The 12,912-nt window shown below is 62.4% G+C and carries 10 protein-coding genes and 1 tRNA gene; all 11 read right to left on the reverse strand.

The genetic code is table 11. From position 1 onward, the window contains the following. Positions 1-32: 32 nt before the first annotated feature. Complete coding sequence (gene pqqE / locus AC0IYH_RS24055; RefSeq protein ID WP_095185055.1) at positions 33-1,163, reverse strand: pyrroloquinoline quinone biosynthesis protein PqqE; 1,131 nt, start codon at positions 1,161-1,163, stop codon at positions 33-35. Further along, entirely contained in the window at positions 1,156-1,431 is a 276-nt protein-coding gene (pqqD, locus tag AC0IYH_RS24060) for a pyrroloquinoline quinone biosynthesis peptide chaperone PqqD (protein WP_101273278.1), read from the reverse strand. The genes pqqE and pqqD overlap by 8 nt, the downstream gene beginning before the upstream one ends. After that, the gene (gene pqqC / locus AC0IYH_RS24065) at positions 1,428-2,180 is read right to left on the reverse strand and encodes a pyrroloquinoline-quinone synthase PqqC (RefSeq protein ID WP_122774682.1); all 753 of its coding nucleotides are present in this window, start codon (positions 2,178-2,180) and stop codon (positions 1,428-1,430) included. Before pqqC ends, pqqD begins: the two co-directional genes overlap by 4 nt. A gap of 11 nt (positions 2,181-2,191) precedes the next feature. Further along, positions 2,192-3,103: a pyrroloquinoline quinone biosynthesis protein PqqB gene (pqqB, locus tag AC0IYH_RS24070; protein WP_471836546.1), complete on the reverse strand. Its 912-nt coding sequence runs from the start codon at positions 3,101-3,103 to the stop codon at positions 2,192-2,194. A gap of 69 nt (positions 3,104-3,172) precedes the next feature. Then, on the reverse strand, positions 3,173-3,247 hold the full coding sequence (gene pqqA / locus AC0IYH_RS24075) for a pyrroloquinoline quinone precursor peptide PqqA (protein ID WP_003194766.1): 75 nt from the start codon (positions 3,245-3,247) through the stop codon (positions 3,173-3,175). Positions 3,248-3,406: 159 nt separating this feature from the next. Beyond that, complete coding sequence (gene pqqF / locus AC0IYH_RS24080) at positions 3,407-5,770, reverse strand: pyrroloquinoline quinone biosynthesis protein PqqF (protein ID WP_471836591.1); 2,364 nt, start codon at positions 5,768-5,770, stop codon at positions 3,407-3,409. Positions 5,771-5,818: 48 nt separating this feature from the next. After that, positions 5,819-6,616 carry a carbon-nitrogen hydrolase family protein gene (locus AC0IYH_RS24085; protein ID WP_471836548.1) on the reverse strand — a complete coding sequence of 266 codons (798 nt, stop codon included), beginning with the start codon at positions 6,614-6,616 and terminating at the stop codon, positions 5,819-5,821. A gap of 10 nt (positions 6,617-6,626) precedes the next feature. Then, complete coding sequence (locus AC0IYH_RS24090; protein WP_116626696.1) at positions 6,627-8,333, reverse strand: NAD(P)/FAD-dependent oxidoreductase; 1,707 nt, start codon at positions 8,331-8,333, stop codon at positions 6,627-6,629. A gap of 146 nt (positions 8,334-8,479) precedes the next feature. Next, positions 8,480-8,926 carry an Lrp/AsnC family transcriptional regulator gene (locus AC0IYH_RS24095; protein WP_116626695.1) on the reverse strand — a complete coding sequence of 149 codons (447 nt, stop codon included), beginning with the start codon at positions 8,924-8,926 and terminating at the stop codon, positions 8,480-8,482. 88 nt (positions 8,927-9,014) lie between these two features. Beyond that, positions 9,015-9,091: transfer RNA gene (locus AC0IYH_RS24100), tRNA-Ile, on the reverse strand. 16 nt (positions 9,092-9,107) lie between these two features. Next, positions 9,108-12,851: an EAL domain-containing protein gene (locus tag AC0IYH_RS24105; RefSeq protein ID WP_471836550.1), complete on the reverse strand. Its 3,744-nt coding sequence runs from the start codon at positions 12,849-12,851 to the stop codon at positions 9,108-9,110. Positions 12,852-12,912 lie beyond the last annotated feature (61 nt).

A 12,912-nucleotide genomic window follows, 5' to 3' on the forward strand; every position in this document is an offset into this window, starting at 1 on the left:
AAGCCCCCTCCCACATTTAGACCGCGTTACCTTCAGCCTTTTGCGATGAGCCGTGAGTTGCGCTCATTGCGAAAGGCCAGTTGCTCGATGGTCTGGGTGGCGTGTTCGGCCTCTTCGCGCGCTTGCAGAATGATGCCGTGCTGCTCGGACTTGCTGCAGACCGGGTCGGCGTTGCTCGCATCCCCCGTGAGCATGAAAGCCTGGCAGCGGCAGCCGCCGAAGTCCTTTTCTTTTTCGTCGCAGGAACGGCACGGCTCGGGCATCCAGTCGTAGCCGCGAAAGCGGTTGAAGCCGAACGAGTCGTACCAGATGTGCTGCATGCTGTGGTCGCGCACATTGGGAAATTGCACCGGCATCTGCCGGGCGCCGTGGCAGGGCAGGGCGGTGCCGTCCGGCGTGACCGTAAGGAAGATGCTGCCCCAGCCGTTCATGCAGGCTTTCGGGCGTTCCTCGTAGTAATCCGGTGTCACGAATATCAGCTTGCACGGATGCCCTTCGGCTTCGAGCTTGGCGCGGTATTCGTTGGTGATGCGCTCGGCGCGCACCAGCTGTTCCTTGGTCGGCAGCAACCCCACACGATTGAGCTGCGCCCAGCCGTAAAACTGGCAGGTGGCGAGTTCGACGAAGTCCGCTTCCAGCGCAATACACAGCTCGATGATGCGGTCGATCTTGTCGATATTGTGCCGATGGGTCACGAAGTTGAGCACCATCGGGTAGCCGTGCGCCTTTACCGCGCGGGCCATTTCCAGCTTTTGCGCGAAGGCTTTTTTCGAGCCGGCGAGCAGGTTGTTCACCTGTTCGTCGCTGGCCTGGAAGCTGATCTGGATGTGGTCCAGGCCGGCTTTCTTGAAGTCGCTGATCTTCTGCTCGGTGAGGCCGATGCCGGAGGTGATCAGGTTGGTGTAGAACCCCAGTTTGCGCGCCTCGGCGATCAGTTCGGCGAGGTCCTGGCGTACCAGCGGCTCACCGCCGGAAAACCCCAGCTGCGCGGCGCCCATCTCGCGGGCTTCGCGAAACACCTTGATCCACTGCTCGGTGCTCAGCTCCTTGCCCTGCTCGGCAAAATCCAGCGGGTTGGAGCAGTACGGGCACTGCAACGGGCAGCGGTAAGTCAGCTCGGCCAGCAGCCACAGCGGCAAACCGATAGCCGGCTTTTCAGGCAAGGGTGATCCAGTGCTCAGCACGGGCGACCTCCATGAATTGCTCGATATCATCACCCAGCTCAGGCACGCCGGGGAATTGCTTATCCAGCTCGGCGATGATCGCCGCCACGTCGCGCTCGCCGTCGATCAAGCCGCCGATCAACGCGGCGCTGTCGTTGAGCTTGATCATGCCCTCGGGGTAGAGCAACACATGGCCCTTTTGCGCAGGCTCGTACTGGTAGCGATAGCCTGGGCGCCAGGTCGGTGTTCTGCTGCGATCAAAGCTCATAGGGGGATCCCTTTATGCCACACCCGCTGGTCGGTCACGCTGTGATACGGCGGGCGTTTTAGTTCGTAGGCCATGCTCATGGCATCGAGCATGCTCCACAGGATGTCGAGTTTGAACTGGAGAATTTCCAGCATGCGCTCCTGGCCTTCACGGGTGGTGTAGTGCGCCAGCGTGATCGCCAGGCCGTGCTCCACATCGCGACGGGCCTGGCCCAGGCGGGTACGGAAATATTCGTAACCGGCCGGGTCGATCCACGGGTAATGCTGCGGCCAGCTGTCGAGGCGCGACTGGTGGATCTGCGGCGCGAACAGCTCGGTCAGCGAGCTGCTGGCGGCCTCCTGCCAACTGGCGCGACGGGCGAAGTTGACGTAGGCGTCTACCGCGAACCGTACGCCCGGCAGTACCAATTCTTGCGAGCGCAGCTGGTCCGGGTCGAGGCCGACCGCCTGGCCCAGGCGCAGCCAGGCTTCGATGCCGCCGTCTTCGCCCGGCGCACCGTCGTGGTCGAGCAGGCGCTGGATCCATTCGCGACGAATCTCGCGGTCCGGGCAGTTGGCCAGGATCGCCGCGTCTTTGAGCGGGATATTCACCTGATAGTAGAAGCGGTTGGCGACCCAGCCCTGGATCTGCTCGCGGCTGGCGCGGCCTTCGTACATCGCCACGTGATACGGGTGATGGATATGGTAGAAGGCGCCCTTGGCGCGCAAGGCGGCTTCGAATTCGGTGGTGGTCAACGGTGTGTCAGTCATTTCGGCTGCTCCTACAATTCGATGCTCATGCCGTCGTAAGCCACTTCGACATTGCGCCGCACCAGTTCCGCTCGCTCGGGGGAATCTTCATCGAGGATCGGGTTGGTGTTGTTGATATGGATAAGCACCTTGCGCTGCTCGGGCAACTGTTCCAGCACTTCGAGCATGCCACCGGGGCCATTCTGCGCCAGGTGGCCCATTTCGCGGCCGGTGCGGGTGCCGACGCCACGGCGTTGCATCTCGTCGTCATCCCACATTGTGCCGTCCACCAACAGGCAGTGGCTGCCGGCCATGATCTCCAGCAACGGCGCGTCGACCTTGCCCAGGCCCGGGGCGTAGAAGAGTTTGCCGCCGGTGCGCAGGTCTTCGACGATCAGGCCGATGTTGTCGCCCGGGTGTGGGTCGAAGCGGTGCGGCGAGTAGGGCGGCGCGGCGCTGCGCAGCGGTAGCGGGGTGAAGCGCAGGTTGGGGCAGGCCGGGATGGTGAAGCTGGCGTCCAGCTCGATGCGGTTCCAGGCCAGGCCGCCGTTCCAGTGGGTGAGCATGGTAAACAGTGGGAAGCCGGTGCTCAGGTCTTCATGGACCATGTCGGTGCACCACACCTGGTGCGGGCAGCCTTCGCGCAGGCTCAGCAGGCCGGTGGTGTGGTCGATCTGGCTGTCCATCAGGATGATCGCGCTGATGCCGGTATCGCGCAGGGCACGGCCGGGCTGCATCGGTGCAAAGCTTTGCAGCTGCGCGCGGATATCCGGTGAGGCATTGCACAGCACCCAATTCACGCCGTCGTCGGAAATCGCGATGGACGACTGGGTACGCGCCTGCGCCCGCAGGCTGCCGTCACGAAAACCTGCGCAGTTCACGCAGTTGCAGTTCCACTGCGGGAAACCACCGCCGGCGGCGGAACCTAGAATCTGGACAAACATGGTAGCTCCCAAGCAAAGCTCAAAACAAAAACGCCCCGGGCGAACCGAGGCGTTGTATTACCCAGCGGATTAACGGCTGGCGAAGTACATGGTGACTTCGAAACCGATGCGCAGATCTGTGTAAGCAGGTTTGGACCAGGTCATATTCTTACTCCTACCAAGGGATGGGACGTTCACTACCAAGCAATACATATAGTCCACCTCCAGTCGGAGATGTTCAGAGGTGTGCGTGGGAATGTTACGCAATTCTTTTCAAGTTAGCGCTGTCTTGATGGAAAAAGCCTTTTGCAGGGGCGGCAATGATCAGCCGGCCGCCTGCCAGGAATCGTTGATGCGCGGGCCGTTGGCGAGGAGGCGCCAGCCGCCTGCAGCGGCGTTCAGTTGTTGGGCTGCGTGCTGCATATCTTCCCGTGAACAGGCGTGGATCGCCTTTTGCAGCTGCGCGAGGTAATCCGACGGATGGCCCGCCAGGTGCGCCTGCCACAGCAACTCGGCCGCTTGGGCGATGGGCAAGGCGTGTATTGCGAACTGTTGCGCAAGGGCCTGGTTGCCCAAGTCTTCATTGCCGTCCATCAGCGCTGGCAATTGCTTCAGGAAGGTTTGCAGGTGATCGATGATCCCTTCCAGGGAAACGTCAGGCGACTGCACGCCAAACAACAGACCGGTCTGCCCGTTGATTTGTCGGACGCCGCTGAACACCGCGTAGCCCAATTGCAACTCGACGCGCAGGCGTTGGTAGAACGGCCCTTGGAGCACGTGTCCGAGTAGTCGCCAGGCGGCCTCGTCCGCCAGGGATTTGCTGGGCGTGGGGCAAAACAGCAACAAGGCGGCGTCGCTGGAGTCTGTCTTCACTGTGTGCCAGAGGCGTTGCTCGCCAAGGCTCGGGTATTCGGGCTGAAAGCTCGCGGGTTGCCCGGGCAGGCGTGCGGCGGCTGTTTTGATCGCCGCTTCCATGGCAGAGGAGAAACCGGCCCCCAGCCCCTGCCAGCGTGCAGTGGCCCACGAAGCCTCGCCGGCGTCGGGGATAACCCCGGCACAGCACGCGGGCAACGCCTTGAGCAGTTCCCGGATGGCGATCATCGGTGTCTGGGTGAGGGGCGTTGCGTGCGGCTGATTCAAGCTCAGCGCCAGTGCTTCCAGCACCGCGGGCATGGGTTCTTGCAGCCCGACCAATTTCACCAGTCCGTCATTGCCGATTGCATCGAAAGACAATTCCACACCCGCCTGACGGGCCTGCTCGCGCAATGGCTGTAACCGGCTTTCAAGGCCTGTGGGTGCGGGAGCATCAAACCGCCAGTGCAGGTACAGCGCGCCTTCATCGGCGCTATCCGACAGGGCTTGGCTGAATGTCAGCGCGGGCAGCTCTCGCCGGCCTCGCGAGCGATCCTGGGCAAAGGTGCGCAACCCGCGATGGGCGCTGGTTTGGCCGCGAATCAGGCCGGCGCGTTCGTCCTTGGCGGGTGGGCGCAGGAACGGGTTGGGCGAGGGTAGCTGCCACGCGTGCCGGGAAGGCGGCAGTTGCAGCGCGTCCAGCAGGGACTTGAGGGCGACGATGCTTTGTTCCGACAAGTCTTCGGTGGCGTTTCGGGCCAATGCTAAAGCGCCTTGGACCTGCTGTTGGCGCGCGTTCAGCAAAGCGAACTCCTCGCGCAGAGTTCTCCAATCGCTATGTGCGAAAAAGCTCAACCAGTCGTACAGCAACGCTTCGATCTGCGTCGCCGAATCGCCTTGGGTGTCGAGGGAAAAGTCGATATCCAGCAACGCTTGCCCGGCGAAGTGGTACAGCACGCTCGCCTGCACAGCAGTCGCCAGCTTCCGGGTTTTCAGTTCAGCCAGCAGCCCGCCCGGCGCCGAGCTGTTGAGCCAGATGCAGAGGAAGTCGACGGCTTCACGGGGGGCTTCACCGGTGAATACAAGGTGCAAATGGTTACTGGCGCTGTGTTGATAGGTGCGTGCCTGACCTGGCATCAGTGCCGGCGGGGCAGCTTGTGGGTGGTAAGGGCCGGAGGCCAATGCCTGGCTGAACTGCTGCGCCAGGGCTTCCAGTTCTGCCAATGGCTGCGGGCCTGCGAGGCTCAAGGTCATCTGCCCGCTCTGATAGAAGCGCGTGTGGAATTCCTGCAACGCTTGCTGAAAATCCTCACGCTCCACCGGCAGGCTGTCGCGGTTACCAGCGTGAAAGCCGCGCAACGGGTGATCGGCCGCCAACCCTTCCAGCAGGGCGACTTGCTCTTGCGCCTTGGCATCCTGGGACCAGGCGACAAACTCCGCCTGCAGCACTTCGCGCTCGCGCAGTTGGTCTTCCAGGCTCAGGCGCGGGTGGGTGAGCATGTCTGCCAGCCGCTCCAGCCCAGCGGCGAAGGTCGATACCGGCAGCTCGAAGAAGAAATCCGTGGTGCGCTCGCGGGTGCTGGCATTCACCTGGCCGCCGTGACGTTGCACGTAGGTCATCAGGCCTTCGTTCGTAGGAAAGCGTTCGGTACCCAGAAACAACAGATGCTCAAGAAAATGGGCCAGGCCCGGCCACGCCAGCGGCACATCATGACTGCCAGCAGCCACGCGCAAAGTTGCCGCACTGCGTTTCAAGCGCGGCGCATGGCGCAGGGAAACCTGCAGGCCGTTGGCCAGGGTCATGTGAAGGTGATGAGGGTGGGCCGGCGCAGGCATGGGCACTTCCGAAACGTAGGAAGTGGCCATGTTAACAAACCGGCTGGATCAGGGCTTGTGCAGCGCGCCGTAGAGCTCGGGGCGACGGTCTTGCAGGTAGTGGTTGGCGGCGCGGGCGTCGGTAATCGTTTGGCGCTCCAGCGTGCCGACGATCAAGGCTTCATCCAGGCCGCCCTGGGCGATGCGCTGGCCGTTTGGCGCGGCGATGCTGCTTTGCCCGCAATATTGGATTTCGCCTTCGTGCCCGCAGTAATTGGCGTAGGCCACGTAGCACTGGTTCTCGAAGGCCCGCGCCCGCACGGTCACGTCGGCGACAAAGTCGAACGGCACCATATTGGCCGTGGGTACCAGAATCAGCTCGGCGCCTGCCAGGGCCAGGCGCCGAGTGTTTTCGGGGAACTCCAGGTCGTAGCAGATCAGCAATCCGAGCTTCCAGCCATTGAGCTCCACCAGTGGGAAATCATCGCCCCCGGCGCTGAACATCGAGTGGTCCAGATCGCCGAACAGATGGGTCTTGCGGTAGTTGCACAGGCGCTGGCCCTGGGCATCGATCAACTGCACGGCATTGTAGATCTGACCGTCGTCGGCGCGCTCCGGGTAACCGTACAGAATCGCCAGGCCGGCGCTTTTCGCCAGTTCGGCAATCGCCTGCGCCGAGTCCCCATCCTGCGCCTCCGCCAGGGCGCCCACCGCCTCTGCGCCGATGTTGTAGCCGCTGAGGAACATCTCCGGCAGCACCAGCAAATCGGCAGAGCCGCACGCCTCGTGCGCCAACTGATGCAGGCGCTTGAGGTTGCCGGCCACATCCAGCGGCATAGGCTGGCATTGGTAAAGGGCGACGCGCATGTGCAACTCCTTAATCGGCCAGGGCGATCGGGCCGATTTCGTCAAATACATCACCCGGCCCCGGGTTCTCGGGGTGAGTGCTGCCGCCGAAGTGGGTCATGATGCCCCACACCGCATTCAGCGAGGTTTGCACCGCGCCTTCGACCCACGCGGGGGTCCAGGACACGTCATCGCCGGCGATAAAAATCCCACGTTGTTCGGCGGGCATGTCTTTCTGCATAAAGTGCGCATACATACGCTGGTTGTAGCGATAGTGCCCAGGTAGCGCGCCCTTGAAGGCACCGAGGAAATGCGGGTCGGCTTCCCACGACACAGTGATCGGGTCGCCGATGATGCGCGCCTTGATATCAACTTTCGGGTAGATCTTTTTCAACGCGTCGAGGGCGAGCTTCACGCGTTTGTCGATGGGCTGCGGGAGCATTTTCAGCGCGTCGCTCATCCACGAATATGACAGGCAGATCACGCCGGGCTTGTCGTCGCCGTTATCGAACAGGTAGGTGCCACGGGTCAGGCGGTCGGTGAGGGTCATGCTCATCAGGTCGCGGCCGGTTTCCGGGTCTTTGTCCTTCCAGAACGGGCGGTCGACCATCACGAAGGTTTTTGATGACTGCATGTAGCGCGTGCGGTCCAGGGCCATCCACATCTTTTGCGAGAACAGGGTTTCGTCGCATTCGATTTGGGTGGTCAGCAACCAGCTCTGGCAAGTGGTGAGCACGGCGGCGTATTCGCGGGTGTCGCCATAGTTGTCGGTGACGGCGAAACGGCCGTCGGCCGCGTGGGCAATCGCCTTGACCCCGGCGCGTGGCGCACCGCGGTGCAACGAGCTGAGGCTGGTGCCCGCCGGCCAGTGGGCGCAACGCTCCGGCACATGACGCCAGATGCCCATGGGCACCTGGGCGACGCCGCCGACCACCAGGTGCTGATGGTCATCGCAGTTGGTCATCACCACGCGGAAGATTTCCAGCATCGAGTTGGGGAAGTCCGAGTCCCAGCCGCCGGTGCCGAAGCCGACCTGGCCAAACACTTCGCGGTGCAGGAACGACAGCTTGGCGAACGCTTTGGAGGTGGCGACAAAGTCGTAGAAGGTGCGGTCGTCCCACAGCGGCACCAGCTTATTCCACAGCTCTTTGAGGCGCGGTACGTCCCGGTCGCGGATGGCCTGCTGGATATCGCCGAACTGCGAACCGGCTTCCAGCGCATCGGCCCAGGCGTCGGCGACTTCCTGGAACAACACCGGCAAATCGGCAAGCTTTTGCGCGTAGTGGGTCTGGCCTTCGAGGTCGATCACCGTGCTGCCGGACGCCGGCGTCAGCGGGTTGGGGAAGGGTTTGGTTTCCAGGCCCAGCTTGTCCACGTAGTGATAGAACGCCGTGGACGACACCGGAAAACGCATGCCGCCCAGCTCGGCGATGATGCCTTCCGCGCCTTCAAAAGCCTGGGAGCGCAGGCGCCCGCCCATCTTCGAGGCTTCATACACCACCGGCTTGAGGCCCAACTTCATCAGCTCGTAGGCGGCCACCAGGCCAGCGATCCCGGCGCCGACGATCGCCACTTCGGCGCCGTGGTTGGCGGCGGGGATGCTGCCCAGGCCAGCCGGGTGCTCGATCCAGTCATCAAAGGCAAACGGGAAATCCGGGCCGAAGATGGTGATGGGTTTCTTACCGTTTGCCGGCGGGTGGCGATTGGTCTTGCTGAAGGTGCTGGACGGAATGCTCATGGCTGACCTTACTGGCGACTCGGCGGGAAGCGACCCGCTGAGTATAGGAAAAGATGGCAGCCAGTTTAGGGAGCGTTGCGCTCGTTAATAAGACGCAATGTGTCGTCGAATTGGATTGGTTTTAGTCAATATGACGAATCAGCGGGTCAGATCGGCTGTCCGCGATCCAATTTGTTGCTGAGGATGATCGACGTGGTGGTTTTTTCCACACCGTCGACACTGCCGATCTGGTCCAGCAACTGGTCCAACTGCTCCGGCGAATCCGTGCGCAGCCACGCCACGTAATCGAACTCGCCACTCACCGCACACAACTGTTGCACCTGAGCCATGGCACTCAGCCTGCGCAACACCTCTTTACCCGAGCGCGGTTGCACGGTGATGCCCACATACGCCTGCAACCCCCCATCGACCACCCGCTGACCCAGACGCACGCCGTAACCGGTGATCACCTGGGTTTTCTCCAACCGCGCCAGGCGCGAGGTGACCGTGGTGCGCGCGATACCCAGCTGCCGGGCGAGCATGGCCACGCTTTCACGGGCGTTGAGCTGCAGGGCGGCGATGAGTTGGCGGTCGATTTCGTCTAGGGCGGGCAAGGTGGAAGCTCCAGTGCGGGCGGCGGTGGAGGGGTATGTTACAGACTTCCAGACACACAAAAGCCGCGCAATGCGCGGCTTTCTTGTTTGGTGGGCCCACACGGACTTGAACCGTGGACCAAAGGATTATGAGTCCTCTGCTCTGACCAACTGAGCTATAGGCCCTGTAACAGGTCGCGGATTATAACGATGGTTTCCCCGCTGTGCCATCCGAAAAATCCTCAATGCTTGTACGAAGAAATGTCGCAGCAAAAAGCTCCGGCGGCAGGGGCAGGCTGACGATGTAGCCTTGCATCTGTTCGCAGCCCTCGGCGGCGAGGAAGGCTTGCTGTGCGGGGTTCTCCACGCCTTCGGCGATGATGGTGAATTGCATGCTGTGGCCCAGGGCGATGATGGCGCGCACGATGGCGGCGTCGTGGGGGTCGTCGGGCAGGCCGCGGACGAAGGATTGGTCGATCTTGAGGAAGTCCAGTGGCAGGCGTTTGAGGTAGCTGAGGGATGAGTAGCCGGTGCCGAAATCGTCGATCGCCAGTTGTACGCCCAGGCGCTTGAGTTGGTGCAGGACCTCCAGCGCTTCTTCGGCCTGGCTCATGATGAAGTTTTCGGTGATCTCCAGTTGCAGGTAGCCAGGTTCGAGGTGGTAGTCGTGCAGGAGCTGTTCGATGCGCGCCAGCAGGCCCGGGTGGCGCAGTTGCGCGCCGGCCAGGTTGACCGACAGTGGGCCGAAGTCATCGAAGGTGGTTTGCCAAGCGTGCATTTGCCGGCAGGCCTGTTCCAGTACCCAGTCGCCGATCTGCAGGATCATGCCGTTCTCTTCGGCCAGGGCGATGAAGTGTTCGGGGGGCACGTCGCCAAAGGTGGGGTGCCGCCAGCGGATCAGCGCTTCGGCACCGATCAGTTCGTGGGTGCTCAGGCTCAGTTTGGGTTGGTAGTAAAGGGTCAGTTCTTTGCGCTCGATGGCGCGGCGCAGTTCGTGTTCAAGGGCCACGCGTTCGTTGGCCTGGGCGGTGAGGTCTTGGGTGTAGCTTTCGACGCGGTTGCGGCCCTTTGCCTTGGAGCGGTACATCGCGGCGTCGGCGTTTTTGACCAGGGTGGCGACGTCGGTACCGTCCTGGGGGTAGAGGCTGGTGCCGATGCTGGCACTGATAAAAAACTCGTGTTCGCCGGCCTGGAACGGTGGGGTGAAGCAGGCCAGCAGCTTGTTGGCCAAGTGCTCGGCATCGGTGGCGTGTTGCAGGCCGGGCAGCAGGATGATGAATTCGTCGCCGCCCAGGCGCGCGACGGTGTCGATGTCACGCAGTTGGTCCTTGAGGCGTACGGCGATGTCTTTGAGCAGCAGGTCGCCGATGGGGTGGCCGAGGCTGTCATTGATATGTTTGAAACGATCCAGGTCGAGAAACAGCACCGCCCCTTGTTTGCCGGTTTCCTGATGGCCATTGAGCGCGGCCTGCAGTCGGCTTTCGAACAGGGTGCGGTTGGGCAGGCCGGTCAGCGGGTCGTGGTGCGCTTGGTAGTCGAGGCGGGCCTGGGCCAGCTTGAGGCTGGAGATGTCGGCAAACACCGCGACAAAGTGGGTGATCAACTGGTCGCGGTTGCGCACCGCGCTGATGGTCAACCAGCTAGGGTACAGCTCGCCGTTCTTGCGTCGGTTGGAGATCTCGCCCTGCCAATGGCCATGGGCCGTCAACTGGTGCCACATCGCTGCGTAGAACGCGCTGTCATGCAGGCCGGAGGCGAGCAGGCGCGGCGTTTGGCCGAGGGCTTCGGATTCGCTGTAACCGGTGATTTCGCTGAAGGCGCGGTTCACGGCACTGATATTCTGCCGGGTGTCGGTGATCAAGACACCTTCGGCGGTGCTCTCGAATACTGTGGCGGCCTGTTGCAGTTTTTCCTGCATCTGTTGGCGTTCGGTAATGTCGCGGGCGATGGTCAGCATGCAGTCGTCGTCGCCAATGGGCAGCGGGCGGCTGGACAGCTCACAGAGGCGGATCATGCCGTCGGCACGGCGGATGTGGCAGACAAAGTCGCGTACAAAGCCGTCACGGCGCATCAGTTCGAGCATGTGCTGGCGCTCGTTGAGGTCGACCCAGATGCCGAGGTCCAGGGTGGATTGGTCCAGGGAGGCGGCACCGCTGAAGCCGGTGATGCGACTGAAACCATCGTTGACTTCAATCAGCAGGCCGTCACGCTGCCGGCTTAACAGCAGGCCGTCGGGAGAGGCATGGAAGGCCTTGGCGAATTTCTCTTCGGAGGTTTGCAGTTGCTGCTGGGTTTCTTTGAGCTGGGTGATATCGCGCACCACCACCACGATGGCCTCGACCGCATCGAGCTGGAAGGGCTCGGCGGAAATCAGCCCGGTGAAGGCTTGGCCGTTGCTGCGGCGGAAACGCATCTCCAGGTTACGAATGCTGGTGGTCTGCACCCGTTGCAGCAGGTCGGGGCCGGCGCCTTCGATGCCCCAGATATTCAGCTCGGTGGCGGTTTTGCCCACGACGTCTTCAGCTGACAGACCGATCTGGTCTTCAAACGCCTTGTTGACCTCCAGCAGGCAGCCATCGGACAGGCGCGCGATCACCAGGATGTCCGGGCATTGCTGGAACACCGAGGCAAACTTTTGCTCCGACAGCTGCAGCGCTTCCTCGGTACGCTTGGCCTCGCTGATATCGATCATGAGGCCGCGCAGCACGGGCTCATGACCGTGCTCAATGAGGCTGACGATGTCGCGCACCCACAGGCAACGACCGTCGGCGGTGATCACCCGGTAATCAATGCTGTGATCGCGGTTGGCGCGGGTTTCGCGGTAGCAATAGGCTTCGGCACGGATCAGGTCGCCGGGGTGAATGATGTTGCGCCAGAAGCCGGGGATCAGCCAGTGGGAGCGTGGGTAGCCAAGCAAGTCTTCGGCGTGGGGCGACACGTAGCTGTAGGTGAAGTCGGTGACGCTGGCTTCCCAGGCAATGGCGGACAGGCTCTCCACCAGGCCGCGGTAATGGTATTCGCTGCTGCGCAGTTCCTGTTCGAGGGCGACGCGGCGGGAAATCTCCGAGCTGAGCCGGCGGTTGATGCGGATCACGATGGCCAATACGGTGCTCAGCAACAGCACGGCGGGCAGGCCGTAGGTCAGCAAATCAGTCCAGAAGGTGCGGCTATCGGTGACGCTGCCGACCCAGTGTTGCTGGATGGCGTTGGTTTCTTCCGGGCTGAGGTCGGCCAGGACTTTGTCCAGAATGCCGACCAGCATCTTGTCGTCGCGCGGCACGCCCATCGCCAATTGGTAGCGGTAGGGCGTCTCGCCGCTGACGTATAGGCCGTCGAGCTTGAGTTCGCGCAGGCTCCAGACGCTGGACGCCAGGTCGCTGACCACGGCATCCACCTCACCGGTGGCCAGGGCTTGCAGTGTGGAGCTGACATTGGGTAGTGCCACCAGGTTGAGGTCCGGATGGTGGGTGCGCAGCAGTTCGTGGGGGGCGTAATTTTCCACCACGGCAATCTTCAATCCGTAAAGGTCCTTGAGGTTGCGCGGCCGAGGCCCGCCTTCGTGGGCCAGAATCACCATCGGGAAGTCGATGTAAGGCCGGGTGAAGGCCAGGTAATTCTGCCGTTCCGGGGTCGACATGACGCTGGGGATCAGATTGAGCTGGTTGCTGCGCGCCATTTCCAGCACGGCGCCCCAGCTTGGCGGTTCGATCAGCTTGACCCTGACGCCCAGGCGGTCCTGGATCAGGCGCACGTAATCCGCCGACAAGCCCTGGTAGCGGCCTTCCTCATCACGGTATTCGAACGGTGGCCATGAGGCATCCACCCCAAGGCTCAGCTCCTGATGGTCCGCCAGCCAGCTCCGCTCTTCATCGGTAAGAGTCAACGCGCCAGCCGTTGCGGTCCAGGTCAGCAGCGACAGCAGCAACACAGTCGGCAATCTGGGCATAACGGTCTCGTTATGGCACGGGGAATGTTTCGAGTGTAGACGGGCATTGCGGGGAGGGGAG

This window comes from Pseudomonas sp. AC463 (assembly GCF_979253585.1).

Coding starts and splice junctions, on each gene's coding strand:
- pqqF (WP_471836591.1), bottom strand. CDS start 5,770: ATGCCTGCGCCGGCCCACCCTCATCACCTTCACATGACCCTGGCCAAC.
- AC0IYH_RS24090 (WP_116626696.1), bottom strand. CDS start 8,333: ATGAGCATTCCGTCCAGCACCTTCAGCAAGACCAATCGCCACCCGCCG.
- AC0IYH_RS24085 (WP_471836548.1), bottom strand. CDS start 6,616: ATGCGCGTCGCCCTTTACCAATGCCAGCCTATGCCGCTGGATGTGGCC.
- pqqC (WP_122774682.1), bottom strand. CDS start 2,180: ATGACTGACACACCGTTGACCACCACCGAATTCGAAGCCGCCTTGCGC.
- pqqB (WP_471836546.1), bottom strand. CDS start 3,103: ATGTTTGTCCAGATTCTAGGTTCCGCCGCCGGCGGTGGTTTCCCGCAG.
- AC0IYH_RS24105 (WP_471836550.1), bottom strand. CDS start 12,851: ATGCCCAGATTGCCGACTGTGTTGCTGCTGTCGCTGCTGACCTGGACC.
- pqqD (WP_101273278.1), bottom strand. CDS start 1,431: ATGAGCTTTGATCGCAGCAGAACACCGACCTGGCGCCCAGGCTATCGC.